This window comes from Ramlibacter humi (genome assembly GCF_004681975.1).
Lineage (GTDB): Bacteria > Pseudomonadota > Gammaproteobacteria > Burkholderiales > Burkholderiaceae_C > Ramlibacter > Ramlibacter humi.
In genome coordinates this window covers 46,947-62,811 of record NZ_SMLK01000006.1, presented here as the reverse complement: position 1 = coordinate 62,811, position 15,865 = coordinate 46,947, and the positions used below count along the sequence as shown (strand labels likewise).

The 15,865-nt window shown below is 69.6% G+C and carries 17 protein-coding genes; 12 read left to right on the top strand and 5 right to left on the bottom strand.

All coding sequences use genetic code 11. The features are described 5' to 3' along the window. The first annotated feature begins 63 nt into the window (after positions 1-63). The 6 genes from EZ216_RS16625 to EZ216_RS16605 all read left to right on the top strand — a co-directional run bounded on the left by EZ216_RS16625 (position 64) and on the right by EZ216_RS16605 (position 5,368). Positions 64-1,290, top strand: a complete 1,227-nt coding sequence (locus EZ216_RS16625; RefSeq protein WP_135250911.1) for a serine hydrolase domain-containing protein — start codon at positions 64-66, stop codon at positions 1,288-1,290. A gap of 4 nt (positions 1,291-1,294) precedes the next feature. Further along, positions 1,295-2,791 (top strand): glycine betaine ABC transporter substrate-binding protein, encoded by a 1,497-nt coding sequence (locus EZ216_RS16620; protein ID WP_135250910.1) that lies wholly within the window; start codon positions 1,295-1,297, stop codon positions 2,789-2,791. A gap of 43 nt (positions 2,792-2,834) precedes the next feature. Then, positions 2,835-2,975 (top strand): hypothetical protein, encoded by a 141-nt coding sequence (locus tag EZ216_RS21480; protein WP_167772942.1) that lies wholly within the window; start codon positions 2,835-2,837, stop codon positions 2,973-2,975. A gap of 113 nt (positions 2,976-3,088) precedes the next feature. After that, complete coding sequence (locus tag EZ216_RS16615) at positions 3,089-3,427, top strand: four-helix bundle copper-binding protein (RefSeq protein ID WP_135250909.1); 339 nt, start codon at positions 3,089-3,091, stop codon at positions 3,425-3,427. Then, positions 3,424-3,714 carry a hypothetical protein gene (locus EZ216_RS16610; protein WP_239024418.1) on the top strand — a complete coding sequence of 97 codons (291 nt, stop codon included), beginning with the start codon at positions 3,424-3,426 and terminating at the stop codon, positions 3,712-3,714. The genes EZ216_RS16615 and EZ216_RS16610 overlap by 4 nt, the downstream gene beginning before the upstream one ends. 94 nt (positions 3,715-3,808) lie before the next feature. Continuing rightward, positions 3,809-5,368 (top strand): acyl-CoA synthetase, encoded by a 1,560-nt coding sequence (locus EZ216_RS16605; RefSeq protein WP_135250908.1) that lies wholly within the window; start codon positions 3,809-3,811, stop codon positions 5,366-5,368. A 75-nt stretch (positions 5,369-5,443) separates the two neighbouring features. Here EZ216_RS16605 and EZ216_RS16600 read toward each other — a convergent pair whose 3' ends face one another. Further along, positions 5,444-6,631, bottom strand: a complete 1,188-nt coding sequence (locus tag EZ216_RS16600; RefSeq protein WP_239024417.1) for an MFS transporter — start codon at positions 6,629-6,631, stop codon at positions 5,444-5,446. A 119-nt stretch (positions 6,632-6,750) separates the two neighbouring features. On the opposite strand from EZ216_RS16600, the gene EZ216_RS16595 reads away from it, so the two are divergent. After that, positions 6,751-7,719: a Bug family tripartite tricarboxylate transporter substrate binding protein gene (locus tag EZ216_RS16595; RefSeq protein ID WP_135250907.1), complete on the top strand. Its 969-nt coding sequence runs from the start codon at positions 6,751-6,753 to the stop codon at positions 7,717-7,719. Between the two features lie 45 nt (positions 7,720-7,764). Here EZ216_RS16595 and EZ216_RS16590 read toward each other — a convergent pair whose 3' ends face one another. Next, positions 7,765-8,148 carry a response regulator gene (locus tag EZ216_RS16590; protein WP_205959695.1) on the bottom strand — a complete coding sequence of 128 codons (384 nt, stop codon included), beginning with the start codon at positions 8,146-8,148 and terminating at the stop codon, positions 7,765-7,767. Positions 8,149-8,308: 160 nt separating this feature from the next. On the opposite strand from EZ216_RS16590, the gene EZ216_RS16585 reads away from it, so the two are divergent. Next, the gene (locus EZ216_RS16585; protein ID WP_135250905.1) at positions 8,309-9,379 is read left to right on the top strand and encodes a flavodoxin family protein; all 1,071 of its coding nucleotides are present in this window, start codon (positions 8,309-8,311) and stop codon (positions 9,377-9,379) included. 31 nt (positions 9,380-9,410) lie between these two features. Here the strand turns inward: EZ216_RS16585 and EZ216_RS16580 are convergent, their stop codons facing one another. Next, positions 9,411-10,022, bottom strand: coding sequence for a hypothetical protein (locus tag EZ216_RS16580; RefSeq protein ID WP_135250904.1), 612 nt, complete (start codon positions 10,020-10,022; stop codon positions 9,411-9,413). 118 nt (positions 10,023-10,140) lie between these two features. Between EZ216_RS16580 and EZ216_RS16575 the strand changes: the two genes are divergently transcribed. The 4 genes from EZ216_RS16575 (at position 10,141) to EZ216_RS16560 (ending at position 13,535) form a co-directional block, all read left to right on the top strand. Continuing rightward, the gene (locus EZ216_RS16575; protein WP_167772941.1) at positions 10,141-10,518 is read left to right on the top strand and encodes a DUF192 domain-containing protein; all 378 of its coding nucleotides are present in this window, start codon (positions 10,141-10,143) and stop codon (positions 10,516-10,518) included. Between the two features lie 116 nt (positions 10,519-10,634). Then, positions 10,635-11,783 (top strand): acyl-CoA dehydrogenase family protein, encoded by a 1,149-nt coding sequence (locus EZ216_RS16570; RefSeq protein WP_135250902.1) that lies wholly within the window; start codon positions 10,635-10,637, stop codon positions 11,781-11,783. A gap of 13 nt (positions 11,784-11,796) precedes the next feature. Beyond that, entirely contained in the window at positions 11,797-13,359 is a 1,563-nt protein-coding gene (locus EZ216_RS16565; protein ID WP_439126741.1) for an FAD-dependent monooxygenase, read from the top strand. Further along, positions 13,356-13,535, top strand: coding sequence for a hypothetical protein (locus tag EZ216_RS16560; RefSeq protein ID WP_135250900.1), 180 nt, complete (start codon positions 13,356-13,358; stop codon positions 13,533-13,535). Before EZ216_RS16565 ends, EZ216_RS16560 begins: the two co-directional genes overlap by 4 nt. Here the strand turns inward: EZ216_RS16560 and EZ216_RS16555 are convergent. Then, on the bottom strand, positions 13,532-14,005 hold the full coding sequence (locus tag EZ216_RS16555; protein ID WP_135250899.1) for a DUF3237 domain-containing protein: 474 nt from the start codon (positions 14,003-14,005) through the stop codon (positions 13,532-13,534). The genes EZ216_RS16560 and EZ216_RS16555 overlap by 4 nt on opposite strands. 23 nt (positions 14,006-14,028) lie before the next feature. Then, the gene (gene soxB, locus EZ216_RS16550; RefSeq protein WP_135250898.1) at positions 14,029-15,771 is read right to left on the bottom strand and encodes a thiosulfohydrolase SoxB; all 1,743 of its coding nucleotides are present in this window, start codon (positions 15,769-15,771) and stop codon (positions 14,029-14,031) included. Between the last annotated feature and the right edge of the window lie 94 nt (positions 15,772-15,865).

The window sequence follows — 15,865 nt, the reverse complement described above, 5'->3', positions numbered from 1 at the left end:
ATTCCCGCCGCCGCGGGAATGGCGCGGGGATGCGTGTATCGTCTCCCGCTTCGAGGAGACGACATGAAGAAGCTGGGGAAGATCGCGTTGGGCGTGGTGGGCGTGCTGGTGGTGGCCGGCGCGGCCGGCTGGTTCAGCCTGGACAAGGAGACGCGCGGCCTGCTGGCCACGGTGCCGACCAACCGCGACCTGCTGTTCTGGAACCAGTCGCAGCGCGACGCCGCTTTCCGCGCGCTCGACCGCATTTCGCTGCTGGCCAAGTGGCACGTCATCCCCGCCAGCACGAACCCGATGCCATTGCCGCCGGGGCCGCCGCTGAAGCTGCCGGTGGACGTCGACCAGTTCATGGCCGGCCAGCGCAGCGCCGCCGTGCTGATCGTGCAAGACGGCAAGCTGCGGCTGGAACGCTATGGCCTGGGCTTCGGCCCCGACGGCCGCTGGACCAGTTTCTCGGTCGCCAAGTCGTTCACGTCCACGCTGGTGGGCGCCGCGCTGAAGGACGGCTACATCAAGAGCATGGACGACAAGGTCAGCACCTACATCCCGCAGATGAAAGGCTCGGCGTACGACGACGTCAGCGTGCGGCAGCTGCTCACCATGACCTCGGGCGTGCGCTGGAACGAGAACTACGGCGACCCCAATTCCGACGTCGCCAAGTTCAACAACCACAAGCCCGAAGCGGGCGTGCCCGCCATCGTCAGCTACCTGCGCCAGCTGCCGCGCGAAGTGCCGGCCGGCACGCGCTGGCACTACAGCACGGGCGAGACCAACCTGGTGGGCATCCTGGTGGGCAACGCGGTGAAGAAGCCGCTGGCCGACTACCTGGCCGAGAAGGTGTGGCAGCCCGCGGGCATGGAGCAGCAGGCGACGTGGATCCTGTCGAAGACCGGCCAGGAGATCAGTGGCTGCTGCATCCAGGCCGCGTCGCGCGACTACGCGCGCATGGGCGTGTTCCTGCTGAACGGCGCCCGCGCCAACGGCCAGAGCATCGTGCCCGACGGCTGGCTGGCGGAAGCCACCACCACGCGCGTGCCCACCGGCCGGCCCAACCTGGGCTACGGCTACCAGTGGTGGACCTTCGACGACGGCAGCTATTCGGCGCGCGGCATCTTCGGCCAGGGCATCTTCGTCGACCCGAAGCGCAAGCTGGTGGTGGCCGTCAACGCCGACTGGGGCGGCGGCGCGACCGACAAGGTAGCCAGCGAAGCGCGCGATGCGTTCTACCGCGCGGTGCAGAAGGCGGTGGACGACGAAGCGGCCGGCGCGCCGCAGGCCAACGCGGCGCGCTGAAGCGATGCGCCGCCTGCTGCTCCTGCTGGCCGCCTGCCTTGCCGCCGGCGCGGCGAGCGCGCAGGAACGCATCACCGTCGGCTCCAAGCGCTTCACCGAGAGCTACATCCTCGGCGACATCCTGGCGCAGACGGCGCGGCAGGCGGGCGCGCACGCCGAGCACAAGCCGGGCCTGGGTTCCACCGCGGTGGTGCTGGAAGCGCTGAAGGCCGGCGCGATCGACGTCTACCCCGAGTACCTGGGCACCATCGAGCAGGAAATCCTGAAGCTGCCCGCGGGCAGCCCGCCCGACACGGTGCAGCGCGAACTGGGCAAGCTGGGCCTGGCGATGGGCGTGCCGCTGGGCTTTTCCAACGGCTACGCGCTGGCCACCACGTCGCGCCGCGCCAACGAGCTGAAGCTGCGCACGCTGGGCGACCTGCGCTCGCATCCCGAACTGCGCATCGCGCTTTCGCAGGAATTCATCGGCCGCGCCGACGGCTGGCCGGGCCTGGCCAGGCGCTACTCGCTGCCGCAGCGGCCCACGGGCATCGACCACGGCGTGTCGTACGACGCGCTGGCCGCCGGCCGGATCGACGTCACCGACATCTACACCACCGACAGCAAGATCGCCGAACTCGGCCTGGTGGTGCTGCAGGACGACGCCGGCTACTTCCCGAGCTACGAAGCGGTGCTGCTGTACCGCGCCGACCTGCCGCAGCGCGCGCCCAAGGCGTGGGCACGGCTTCGCACGCTGGAAGGCCGCATCGACACCGCAAAGATGATCCGCATGAATGGCGAAGCGGAACTGCGCGGCCGGCCGTTCGCCGCGGTGGCGAAGGACTTCGTCGAAGGGGCGGGCGGCGCCGCGCCCGCGGCGGCGAAGTCGAGCTGGCGCGACCGCCTGTTCGGCGACGACCTGGGCCGGCTCACGCGCGAACACGTGTCGCTGGTGGCCATCTCGGTGGGCATCGCGGTGCTGGTTGGCGTGCCGCTCGGCGCGCTGGCGGCCGCGCGCCGGCGCCTGAACCAGGGCATCTTCGCAATCGTCGGGCTGCTGCAGACCATCCCTTCGCTCGCCTTGCTGGCCGCCTTGATCCCGCTGCTGGGCCGCATCGGCACGGTGCCCGCGATCGTCGCGCTGTCGCTGTATGCGCTGCTGCCCATCGTGCGCAACACCGCCACCGGCCTGGACGAAGTACCTGCCGGCCTGAAGCAAGCGGGGCTGGCCCTGGGCATGACGCCGGCCCAGCGCTGGCGGTACGTCGACCTGCCGCTCGCGTTGCCGGTGATCCTGGCCGGCATCAAGACCGCGGCGGTGCTGACCGTGGGCACCGCCACCATCGCCGCGTTCATCGGCGCGGGCGGCTACGGCGAGCGCATCGCGCAAGGCCTGGCGCTGAACGATGGCGCGATGCTGCTGGCCGGCGCCATCCCTTCGGCGGCGCTGGCGCTGGTGACGCAGGTGGTGTTCGAACTGCTGGAGCGCTGGGTCGTGCGGCGCGGCCGCGCGCCCGCCTGAATCAACGCGCCAGCAGTTCGCGGATGGCCGAATCGAGCGCAACGTGAAGACGCAGGCGCGCATCATCAGCCTGATCCGCTACGGCGGCACGGCGGCCACCAGATGTGGCTGGCCATCGCGGCCGGGCATCGGCTTTGGAGACAAGGCCGACCTGATCCGCGAGATGCGCGCGCTGGCCGAGTGAGCGCGGCTGCGCGGCCTGCGCGGCAACAGCTGTCACTTCCCGCCGCACACGTGCGGCGCACATCGCACTAGCTTCTTCGCGAAGGCCCGCACCGGGCCGCCGGAAAGAGCGACATGTCCACAGAAGCCTACGACCGCTACCTCGACTGCATCGCCGCCTGCAACTCGTGCGAGGTGGCCTGCCTGCATTGCGCCGCATCCTGCCTGCAGGAGCCGGACGTGAAGATGATGGCGCGCTGCATCGCGCTGGACATGGACTGCGCGCAGCTGTGCCAGGTGGCCGTGTCCCTGATGGCCGGTGCGAGCGAACTGGCGCCGGCAGTGTGCGGCGTGTGCGCACAAGCTTGCCGCGCGTGCGCCGAAGAGTGCGGCAAGCACGACCAGGACCATTGCCAGCAGTGCGCCGACGCGTGCCGGCGGTGCGCCCAGGCGTGTGAAACAATGGCCGCGTGATCGTCGTCTTCTGGCTGCAAAGCGACAGTGAAGCGGGCCCCGTGCGGGCGCTGCACGAAGTCTTTCCGCCCGACCAGCTGGGCGAGGCGCTGAAGTTCGCGGAAAGTCTTCGCGCCCAGCGGCGCGCCGGCGAGCCCATCAGCCACGTGGCCATCCAGTCGGAGTTGCAGGAATCGGTGGGCCAGGCCGGCGTGTCCGATCCCTCGCGCGACTACGCGCACTACAAGCGGCGCATCGATCCGTCGATCCCGCTCGGGCGGCCCTCGGGCGAAACCAGGGAGGAGTAGCGGAGGGAGAGGGAGCAGAAAGTGCTCGGTGTTTCTCCTGCCGCCGATGCGCGCTGCACCGCCGCATACTGGCCGCCCGACCAAGGAGACACGAATGCATCCCGCGATCCGCCGCCAGACGCTGGCCGACCTGCTGCACCGATCGGCGCAACGGCTGCCCGACAAGACGGCGCTGGTGTGCGGCGGCACGAGCTGGACCTTCGCGCAGTTCGACGAGGTGGTGGACCGCGTGGCCGCCGGCCTGGCGCGGATGGGCATCGCGCACGGCACGCGCGTGGCGGTGCTGGCGCGCAACTCGCACGGCTTCGCGGCGCTGCGCTTCGCCGTGGCGCGGCTGGGCGCGGTGCTGGTGCCGATCAACTTCATGCTGCAGGCCGCCGACGTGGCCTACATCCTGCGGCACGCCCAGGCCGAGACGCTGGCCACCGACAGCGGGCTGGCCGAGCTCGCGCGCGCCGCGGCGGCGCAGGACACCAAGGTGCGGCAGTTCATCTGGCTGCCTTCGGAAGACGCGAGCGAGCCGGTGGCGGGCATGACCAGTTTCCACGAGCTGGCGAAGACCGAAGGCGCGCCACCCGCTTCGCCGGTGCAGTCGGGCGACCTGGCGCAGATCGTCTACACCAGCGGCACCGAGTCGCTGCCCAAGGGCGCGATGCTCACGCACGACGCCATCCTGTGGCAGTACGCCAGCTGCGCCATCGACGCCAGCATCCAGCAGGCCGACGTGATGCTGCACGCGCTGCCGCTGTACCACTGCGCGCAGCTGGACGTTTTCCTGGGGCCGTGCATCTACGTCGGCGCGACGAGCATCGTCACCGCCAAGCCCACGCCCGACAACCTGCTGCCGCTGCTGCAGCGGCACCGCATCACTTCCTTCTTCGCGCCGCCGACGGTGTGGATCTCGCTGCTGCGGTCGCCGCAGTTCGACGCCACCGACCTGTCGGCGCTGCGCAAGGGCTACTACGGCGCGTCCATCATGCCGGTGGAGGTGCTGCGCGAGATGGCGCGCCGGCTGCCGCAGGTGGGCTTCTGGAACCTGTACGGCCAGACCGAGATCGCGCCGCTGGCCACGCTGCTGGGTCCCGGGGACCAGCTGCGCAAACCCGGCTCCTGCGGACGCCCTTGCCTGAACGTGGAGACGCGCGTGGTGGACGACGCGATGAACGACGTGAAGCCCGGCGAAGTGGGCGAGATCGTGCACCGCTCGCCGCACCTGATGCTGGGCTACTTCCACGACGACGAGCGCACGAAGGCGGCGTTCGCGGGCGACTGGTTCCACTCGGGCGACCTGGCCACCATCGACGACGAGGGCTACATCACCGTCGTCGACCGCAAGAAGGACATGATCAAGACCGGCGGCGAGAACGTCGCCAGCCGCGAGGTGGAAGAGGCCATCTACCGCCATCCCGCGGTGTCCGAGGTCGCCGTCATCGGCGTGCCGCACCCGCGCTGGGTGGAGGCGGTGGTGGCGGTGGTCGTGCCCAAGGCGGGGCAGTCGCTGAGCGAGGACGACCTGCTGGCGCACTGCGGCGAGCACCTGGCCACGTTCAAGCGGCCCAAGGGCGTGGTGCTGGCGGAGAGCCTGCCGAAGAACCCCAGCGGGAAGCTGCTGAAGCGGGAGCTGCGGCAGCAGCATTCGAAGCTGTTCGGGTAGGCGCCGCTCCCGCGAAGGCGGGCGCCCTGGATCCCCGCCTTCGCGGGGAAGACGCGGCGCGAGGGTGCGGCCGCGTCAAATTGCCGTGTGCCGCCCCAGCGCCCGCGCATACGCCCACCCCACCACCGGCAGCATGATCACCGACGGCATCAGCATCCACGCCGCACCCAGGTGATCGAACGCGGCGCCGGCCAGCGCGGCACCCAGCGCCTGGCCCGCGAAGAAAAACGCGGCGAACAGGCTGACGGAGGTTCCGCGCGCCGCGGGCGCCATCTGCGTCGCATGCGTCTGCAGCGTCGCGTGATAGAGATACGTCCCGAACCCCACCAGCAGCGCCACCGGCCCGGTGATCCACACGACCGGCGACAGCAGCCAGGCCAGGCAGCCCAGCCCCATGATCACGCCGCCGGCGATCACCATGCGGCGCTGCCCGAGGCGGCGCACGATGGTCCTCGCGGCGACCGCGTACGCCAGCCCGCCGATCGCGAACAGCGCGAGCAATGCCGACGCATGGGTGAGCGTCAGGTCGAAGCGCGCATGCAGCAGCGCCGGCATGTACGCCAGCGGGCCGAACAGCAGAACGCCCTCGATCAGGCTCGCGCCCAGCACCACCCAGCTCCAGCGCTCCTTCAGCACCGAATGCCATTGCCGGTGCAGCGGCAGGCGCTGCCCGGCGGGCGTTGGCGGCGACCAGCCGGTGCTGCGGAAGCGCCCGATCAGCAGGACCGCGACGCACGCGTACGCCAGCGCCAGCACGCCGAACGCGCCGCGCCAGCCCCAGGGCTGGTCGGCGAACAGGCCGCCCAGCAGCTGGCCGGCCGTCATGCCGGAGAGCGTGCCCACGAGCAGGCGCGCGAGCATGGGCTGCCGCTCGTCCAGCGGCACGGTGTCGCCGATCCACGCCATCGCCAGCGGCACCACGCCCGCGGCGGCCATGCCCCACGCGCAGCGCGCGGCCAGCAGCATGTGAAAGGTGGGCGATGCGGCGGCAACCACGCTGGCCGCGAGCGAGCCAACGATCGCGACGACGATCACCCGCGCCTTGCCCAGGCGGTCACCCAGCGGCCCGAACAGCAGCTGCAGCACGCTGTAGGCCATCGCGAACACGGTGACGACGTAGCCCGCCACGCCCGGCGTGGTGCCGAACTCGCCGCCCAGGCGCGGCAACAGGCCGTCGCACACGCGCGTGGCGGCGCCGCTGAGGAAAGTGGCCGCCGACAGGACGGCGACGGTGCGCTGGGTTTGTTTCAGGGACGAAGACAAGGGCGCGAGATTGCCACAGCCGGCCGGCCTTTTCCACGAAGCCTGCCTTCGCGCGCCGCGACGGCCGCTGCGCGCGCATGCCGCTAGACTGCCTGCCACACCTGCAAGGAGACAACGCCATGCGACCCATCCTGCGCCTGTGCGCCGCCCTCGCGGCCGCCGGCTTCGCCGCCGCGGCCCTGGCCCAAGGCACGTACCCCAACAAGCCCGTGAAGGTGATCGTGCCGTTCGCGGCCGGCAGCGCCACCGACCAGATCGCGCGCGCGTTCACCGCGAAGATCCAGGAAGCGCTGGGCCAGCCCTTCGTGGTGGACAACAAGCCGGGCGTCAACGGCATGCTGGGCGCCGATGCGCTGGCCAAGTCGCCGCCGGACGGCTACACCATCATGGTGGGCACCAACAGCACCAACGCGGCGCTCAAGAGCCTGATGAAGAAGCTGCCGTACGACCAGGACACGGCGTTCGCGCCCATCGCCTACATGGGGCAGGTGCCGCTGATCGTGGCCGTGAACAACGATGTGCCGGCGAAGACGCTGAAGGAGCTGGTCGACATGGCCAGGGCCAAGCCGGGCAGCGTCACCTTCGCCAGCGCCAGCACCTCGCAGCTGGTGTCTTCGGAGGTGCTGGCCAGCATGGCCGGCGTGCAGATGACCAACGTGCCGTACAAGAGCGGCCCCGCGGCGATGACCGACCTGATCGGCGGCCAGGTGATGATGTTCACCGCCGACTTCGCGGTGATGCTGCCGCAGGTGCAGGGCGGCAAGGTGCGCGGCCTGGCCGTGACTTCGGCCAGGCGATCGCCCGCCGTGCCGAACCTGCCGACGGTGAACGAGGCGCTGGGGCTGAAGGACTATGAGCTGATCGCGTACTTCGCCGCGTTCGCGCCCGCGGGCACGCCGGCCGACGTCATCAGGAAGCTGAACGAAGCCTTCAACGCCGCGGCGTCCAGCAAGGACATCGCCGAGAAGTTCTCCGCGCTGGGTTTCGTCCCCGACCCGGGCACGCCGGAAGCCCTGGCTCAACGCACCAAGGCTGAAACCGTGAAGTGGGCGAAGGCGATCAAGGACGCCAAGATCGAACCACAGTGAGGTGACCGGGGCGCACCGGAATCGCGTAGCGATTCCGATGTGAATCTAGGCCGCTTCGACCTGCTCGCCGCGGTATTTCTCGAGGAAGACACGCAGGCGCCGATAGTCAGACTTGGAGATGGCGTCCAGCGCCCCCTGGCTGCGGCACTTGCGCACCACGGCGGGCGACGCGAAGTCGCTGAAGACGACGACATCGACGGGCGATCCGGCCGCGATGCGCGAAAGCACCGAAAAGCCCGAGCCTTCGCGCAGCATCAGGTCCAGCACCACCAGGTCGGCTTCGCCGGGATGGTCCAGCAGCCAATGCTGGGCGGCGGACTCGGTGACGCAGTGCGCGACGATGCGGAAGCCACCGACGAATTCCATCAGCTCGGCAATCAGCTCTGCCGTGGCCTTGACGTCCTCGACTAGCAATACTCGGATGGTCACGCGATAGGTTCTCCCGCGCTCAGCGCGCCGCGCAAGGTATCACCGTCGCGCTGGCGAGTCTGTAGGCGTGGGCCTACTCATCCGGAAACAGTGCTTGCGAAGCAGCCCAGCCATGGGGCCAAGTGGCCCGCGCCGGGCGATGCGTTCCTAGACTGGCGTCATGACCACGGTGCGCAAAGGGCAAGCGGGGCCCCCTCTGCCGCGGGACGAATTCCGCCGGCGATTCCTGCAGGACTTCCACGACCCGGCATTCGAAGCCGAATCCGCCGCCATCGAGCGGCTGGAGGCGATCGCCTGGGAGGCTTACCAGGGAGGCCGCAAGGCGCCTCGCACGCAGAAGGCCGGGCCCGGTTTCGCCGACCCGGACTACGACCTGTCGATCGAATGGCGCGAAACGCGCGACCGCTTGATCGCCGCGCAGAAGCGGTGGGGCGAGCGCGGCACGCCTTCGCGCGTGCTGCTGGTGTGCGGCGCCTCGCGCAACGACGGTTCGTGCCCCGGCGAGATGAGCAAGACGTACAGGCTCGCGCAGCAGGCGCGCGCGGTGTTCGAGCAGGCCGGCATCGAGGTGGACCTGCTGGACCTGAGCCGGCTGACGTCCGACTACGGGCTGCACATCCACCCGTGCAAGGGCTGCGTGTCCACCGCCATGCCGCTGTGCCACTGGCCATGCAGCTGCTATCCGAATCATTCGACGCGCCAGGTGGGCGACTGGATGAGCGAGATCTACGAGAAGTGGGTGAGCGCGCACGGCGTGATGCTGCTGACGCCGACCTACTGGTATTCGGCGCCCAGCCCGCTGAAGCTGATGATGGACCGCCTGGTGTGCGCCGACGGCGGCAACCCCGACCCGACCAGCACGCACGGCAAGAAGGCGGAGGAAGCCAAGGCCATCGAGCTGAAGGGCTGGGACTACCCCAAGCACCTGAAGGGCCGCGTGTACGGCGTGGCCGTGCACGGCGACGTGGCCGGCATCGAATCGGTGCGGCGCGCGCTGTGCGACTGGCTGGACTGGATGGGCTTCGTCGACGCGGGCTCGCAGTCGAGGCTGGACCGCTTCATCGGCTACTACGAGCCGTACGCCACCAGCCACGACACGCTGGACGAAGACCATGCCGTGCAGGAGGAGGTGTGCAACGTCGCGCGCGCCATCGCGCACGCGGTGGAGGACCTGCGGGCGGGGAAGCTGCGGCAGCCGGACGCGCACCTGACGCGGCCGCGGCCGAAGTAGCCCTCATCCCCGCCTCCGCAGGGATGACGGGTTAGTACGGCGGCGCAAACCCGTTGCGCCCCGCGCTGATGCGCGTGGCCGTCGGCTTGCCATCCACCTGTTGCGCCGTGAGCGACACGCGCGTGCCGGGCACCAGCAGATCGCGCGAGCCCGGCTTCACGCTGAAGATCACCGCTTCGGGCGGCACCACGATGGTCTGCTCGCCGCCGGGGTAGGCCACCTTCAGCCGGCTGCCGTCCGCGGCCGAAGCGATGCCCGCCACGGTCGCGTTGGTCATCGTGCTTTGCGGCAGGAAGTCGAACGGCCGGTGGCCTTCGCCGGTGCCGCGCATGGTTTCGGGGAACACCAGCACCGCGATCGCCTTCTGCGTGCCGTCGGGCTGCGGCATTGCGCCCGCGCCGACGAAGCTGCCGGGCTGGATGTCCGAAAGCTTCGCCGGCACCACCTCGGTGACCACCAGGTTGGCGGGCAGCGCCAGGTCCACCTGCTCGCCGCTGCGGTCCCTCAGCACCAGCCGGTTGGCGTCCACACTTTCGATCGTGCCGCGCAGCCGCAGCGGCGCGTTCTGCGCGAAAGCCGGCAGCGAAACGGCGAGGACGAGGGCGGCAGCCAGCAGGCGGCGGCGGGGAAAGGCGAGGGCCATGGAACCTCCGGTGGTACGGCCGGGCAGCTTAGCGCGCCGCGTCGAGGTTTGCCGACAGCGCGCGGTGGTGTTGCCGCTCAGGGCGTGGCAGGGCGCCATCGCCAGAATGGTCCGCGTCATGCACAACCTGCTTCGCACCCCCCTGACCATCGGTGACTACACGCTGGACACCCGTATCGCCCGCACGCCGGAGCAGCGAGCGCTGGGCCTGATGCACCGGCAGGAACTGGGCGAGAACGAGGCCATGCTGTTCGTCTGCGACGAATGCGCGGTGCAGAAGTTCTGGATGAAGGACACGCCCGTGGCGCTGTCCATCGCCTTCCTGGACGACGATGGCACCATCCTGCACCTGGACGACCTGGAGCCGCATTCGCTGGAAGGCGCCAGCAGCCTCTATCCGGTGCGCTACGTGCTGGAGGTGCCGCGCGGCTGGTTCGCCGAGCGCAACGTGGCGCTCGGCGACCGGGTGGACGGCGCCGTATTCGCGATCGCCTAGCGAAGGCATTCCGCCGCCGGCTGCGGGTTCAGCGCGGCGCCGGGCCTTGTAGGAAAAAACCGCGGGTGCCGCGTGCAGGCCGCCCCAGCACCCGCTTGCGCCACAATGCCCGCACCATGGCCCTCACGTTCCGCCGCTCCTGGGAAGACGAAGACCTGCGCGCCTGGCGCGACTCGGTGGCCCGCTTCATCGAGCAGGAGATGCTGCCCGGCGACGAGGCGGCGCGAAAGCGCGGCAACGTCGGCCACGAGCTGTGGCGCCGCGCCGGCGAACTGGGCTTTCTTTGCGCCGACATCCCCGCTGAGTACGGCGGTGCCGGCGGCGACTTCCGGCACGAGGCGGTGTTCTACGAGGAAATGTCGCGGCGCGGCCTTTCGGGCATGAGCACGTCGGTGCACTCCATCGTCGCCCATTACTTCCTGAACCACGGCACCGAGGCACAGAAGCGCGAGTACCTGCCGCGACTGGCGCGCGGCGAGCTGGTGGGCGCCATCGCGATGACGGAGCCCGGCGCGGGCTCGGACCTTCAGGGCGTGCGCACGCGCGCGGAGCGCGACGGCGGCGACTACGTCATCCGCGGCAGCAAGACCTTCATCACCAACGGCTTTCTCGCGGGCGTGGTGCTGGTGGTGTGCAAGACCGATCCGGCGCAGGGTGCGAAAGGCACGTCCATCTTGATCGTCGACACCAGGGACCAACCCGGCTACTCCGTCGGCCGCGTGCTGGACAAGGTGGGCATGAAGGCGCAGGACACGTCCGAGCTGTTCTTCGACGGCGTGCGCGTACCGGCTTCGCGGCTGCTGGGCGGGCGCGAAGGCCAGGGCTTCTACCAGCTGATGTCCGATTTGCCCTACGAGCGCCTGATCATCGGCGTGGTGGCGCAGGCCTGCATGGAAGGCGCGTACGAAGCCACCCTGCAGTACGTGCGCGAGCGCCAGGCCTTCGGCCAGCCGGTCGCGAATTTCCAGAACACGCGCTTCAAGCTGGCCGAGGTGGCCGCGCAGGTGATGGCGGGCCGCGCCTTCATGGACCGCTGCGTGGAGGAGATCGTCGCCGGCCAGCTGGACACTGCCACCGCTTCGATGGCCAAGCTGTGGGGCTCCGAGACGCAGTGCAAGGTGCTGGACGAGCTGCTGCAGCTGTGGGGCGGCTACGGCTACATGAACGAATCGATGATCGCGCGCATGTACGCCGACGCGCGCGTGCAGCGCATCTACGGCGGCACCAGCGAGATCATGAAGGAAGTCATCGCGCGCGCGATGTGAGGTCCGCATGCCAATGAAGTCCCTGCCGGCGCGGGTGCCGGTGCTTGTCGCCGGCGGCGGTCCCGTCGGCCTGACCTGCGCCGCGCTGCTCGCGCACTTCGGCATCGCGTCGTTGGTGGTCGAAGCCGACGAGTCGTATTGCACCGGCAGCCGCGCGATCTGCATTTCGCGGCGGTCGCTGGAGATCCTCTCCTGGGCCGGCACGGAAGCCGCGATGCGCGAGAAGTCGCTGCCCTGGACCGGCGGCCGCAGCTTCTGGCGCGACCGCGAAGTGCTGCATTTCCAGATGCCCAGCGACCCGGCGCAGCGCTTCGCGCCCATGGTCAACATCCAGCAGTTCTACGTCGAGCGGTTCGTGCACGAGGCGCTGGACGCGGCGCTGGCGCAGGTGGCCTGGTCGCACCGTGTGGTGTCGGTGGCGCAGGATGGGGAAGGCGTGTCCGTCGTGGTCGAAGGCGCGGCCGGGCGCACGACCGTGAAGGCCGATTGGCTGGTGGCCTGTGACGGCGGCCGCAGCACGGTGCGCGAGCAGCTGGGCTTGTCGCTCGAAGGCACGCAGTACGAGGGGCGCTACGTCATCGCCGACATCGAACAGGCGACGAAGCGGCCTGTGGAGCGTCTGGCCTGGTTCGACCCGCCGTCGAATCCCGGCTCGACGCTGCTGATGCACCGGCAGCCGGACAACGTGTGGCGCATCGACTACCAGCTGCGCGAAGGCGAGGACGCGCAGGCCGCGCTGGCGCCGGGGAACATCCAGCCGCGCATCCAGAGCCACCTGGACATGATCGGCGAGCGCGAGCCGTGGAAGATGCTGTGGGCGTCCACGTACAACGCCAAGTGCCTGACGCTGGGTGACTACCGCCACGGCCGCGTGCTGTTCGCGGGCGATGCGGCACACCTGGTGCCGATCTTCGGCGTGCGCGGGCTGAACTCGGGGTTGGACGATGCCGGCAACCTGGCGTGGAAGCTGGCGGCGGTGCTGCAGGGACGCGCCGCGCCCGCATTGATGGATTCGTACACCGCCGAGCGCCTGCACGCCGCGCGCGAGAACATGGCCTACGGCGCGAAGAGCACCGAGTTCATGGCGCCGCCGGATTTCGCGTTCAGCCTCATGCGCGAGGCCGTGCTGCGGCTGGCGCTGGACGAGCCGCGTGTGCGGTCGCTCATCAATCCCCGGCAGTCCGCGCCCATCGCGTACACGGCGTCGCCGCTGAATGGGCCGCAGGAAGGGAGGTGGACTTCCAGCCTCGCGATGCCTGGCCAACCCGCGCCGGAAGCGTTGGTGCGTGGGCCGCGAGGCGAGATGCATCTCACGCAGACGTTCGGACGCGGCTTCGTTGGCCTGGCCTTCGGCGGTGACGGAGATGAAGTGCGCTTGGAGACGGTGGACGGCATCACGCTGGTGCATGTGCCGCGCGGCGCCGACACACTGGGCCAGGCGCACGAGCGTTATGGCGTGAGCGCCGGCGAAGCATTGGTGCTGGTGCGACCCGACGGCTACGTTTTCGGCCGGTGGCGCAAGTTGGACGTGGCCGCGGCACGCGCGGAGCTCGCCGAACGGGGAGTGCAGCCATGAACGATCAAGACCTGGACATCGCGTACACCGCCATCTGCCACGCATTGGGCGAAGTGGGACCGGAGAACGCGCAGCGCTTCCTCGCGATGCTGTGCCTGGCGCTGATGGCCCGCAGCGACAGCGCCGGCGATGTGCTGCCGCTGATCGAGTCGGTGCGTGCGCGCAGCGTGGACTAATCCAGCAGGAAGAACTTCATCTCCACCTGCGCCGGTTTGCGAACACCGGTGCCGACGAACAGCCGCTCGTTGATCCAGCCCAGCGCCTTCGACGCCGTCTCCAGCGTGGGCGCGCAGCGGAAATACACCAGCGAAGGATCGACCGGCTCGCCTCTCACCAGCTTCGCGGTGACTTCGGGCGGCGCGGAGCGGATGGCCTGGTTGCGCACGTACACCAGGTCGCCCGCGTCGGTTTCCAGCACGTAGTGCGCCTGCAGCTCCGCCAGCGTGTCGCCGATCACCAGTTGGTAGTCGGCGCCGCCGGGCAGCACGCGCGCCGTCCAGCCGTCACCGCGCACCTGGCCGCCCAGGATGGAGATCATGCGGCGCAGCCCGCGCGGCGTGCGGCCCACCTCGATCGGCTTGTCGACCTGCACCGCCAGCTCGGCGAAGAAGTGCAGCTTCGGATCGGGGGCGGAAGAGAGGCTCATGCGGCTGATCGTAGTCGCACCATTCAACCGATGTCGGCGTAGCCCGGGTTGGGCAACACGCCCACGAGCTTGGGCACGTTGGGCTTGCGCGCCTGTACCGTGCCGCGCTGCGCGCGCAGCCATTCCTCGGCCACTTCCCACACCGGCCGGGCGCCGGGCGCATTGCGCGCTTCCTCGGCGACGGGCGCCCAGCCCGCGACCTTGTACGTCTTCGACGCTTCGATGGGCTGGCCGCCCAGGCGCATGTCCTGGATGCGCTGGCCCATGGGCGCGTTGGGCGCGCAGGTGTACTGCAGGCCGCCCACGCGCACCATGTCGCCGCCCTGCTGGTAGTAGGGGTCGGGGTTGAACAGGTTGTCGCAGACGTCTTCCAGCACGGTCTTGATCTGCTCGCCGGTCATGTTGCTGACCGTCGCGTACGAGTACGTGGTGGCGGTCATGTCCATCAGCCATTCGCGCGTGATGGCCTCGCCCGGCAGCAGCGAGGTGCCCCAGCGGAAACCGGGCGAGAAGCCGATCTGCGCGTCCTGCACCTTCATGATGGCGTCCAGGATCAGCTGGTCGCCCGAGCCGTTGAAGTTGCCGCGGCGGAACAGCGTGCCTTCGGTGACCGCCAGCTTCTCGGCCAGTTTCGTCTCGTACGGCGCGCGCACCTTGGTGATGAACGACTGCATCTCCGCGTCGGCCGGCAGGGCGTTGGACAGCACCGGCAGCAGCTTGTAGCGGAAGTCCTGCACCTTGCCGCCGCGCACGTCGAAGTCCATCACGCCGAGGAACTTGCCGTTGGAGCCCGCGTTGGTCACCAGCGTCTTGCCGCCGGCGTTGGAGACGACCGTCGCCACCGGCATGCCGTCGTGCGTGTGGCCGCCGAAGATGGCATCGATGCCGCGCACGCGGCTGGCCAGCTTCAGGTCCACGTCCATGCCGTTGTGGCTGAGCAGCACGACCACCTGCGCGCCCTTGGCGCGCGCTTCGTCCACCTGCTTCTGCAGCGTGTCTTCCTGGATGCCGAAGGTCCAGTCGGCGACGAAGTAGCGCGGGTTGGCGATGGGCGTGTACGGGAAAGCCTGGCCGACGATGGCGCACTGCACCCCGTTGATGGTCTTCGTCACGTACGGCTTGAACACCGCGTCGCCGAAATCGGCGGTCTTCACGTTCTGGGCGACGAAGTCGATGCGGCCGGCGAAATCCTTCTCCACCAGCTGCTGCACGCGTTCCATGCCGTAGGTGAATTCCCAGTGGCCGGTCATCACGTCCACGCCCAGCAGCTTGGCGGCGTCGGCCATGTCCTGGCCTTTCGTCCACAGCGAGGTGGCCGAGCCCTGCCAGGTGTCGCCGCCATCCAGCAGCAGCGCGCCGGGGCGGCTGGCTTTCAGGCGCTTGACCAGCGTGGCCAGGTGCGCGAAGCCGCCCACCTTGCCCCAGCGCCGCGCGGCCTGCTCGAAGTCCAGGCAGGTGAGCGCGTACGAGTCGGCGCTGCCCGCGGGCACGTTGGCGGCCTTGAGCAGGTGCTCGCCCACCAGGTGCGGCAGCTTGCCGTTCATGCCGCCCACGCCCAGGTTGACGCTGGGCTCGCGGAACCAGATGGGCAGCAGCTGCGCATGGCAGTCGGTCATGTGCAGGAACGACACGTTGCCGAACTTCGGCAGGTCGTACAGCCGCTCGCCGGCGGTCTGCGCGTCGGCTTCGGACCAGCGGGTGAGGCCCATGCCGGCCACGCCGGCGGCGGCGAGGACCTGGAGGAATTCGCGCTTGGAAAGGTTCATATGTGATGGATGACGAATGACGTCGCTGCGCGTCGATGACAAATGACAGGGTCAGCGTTCATCACGCCTTCGGCTGCGCGTCATCCGGCGGCAC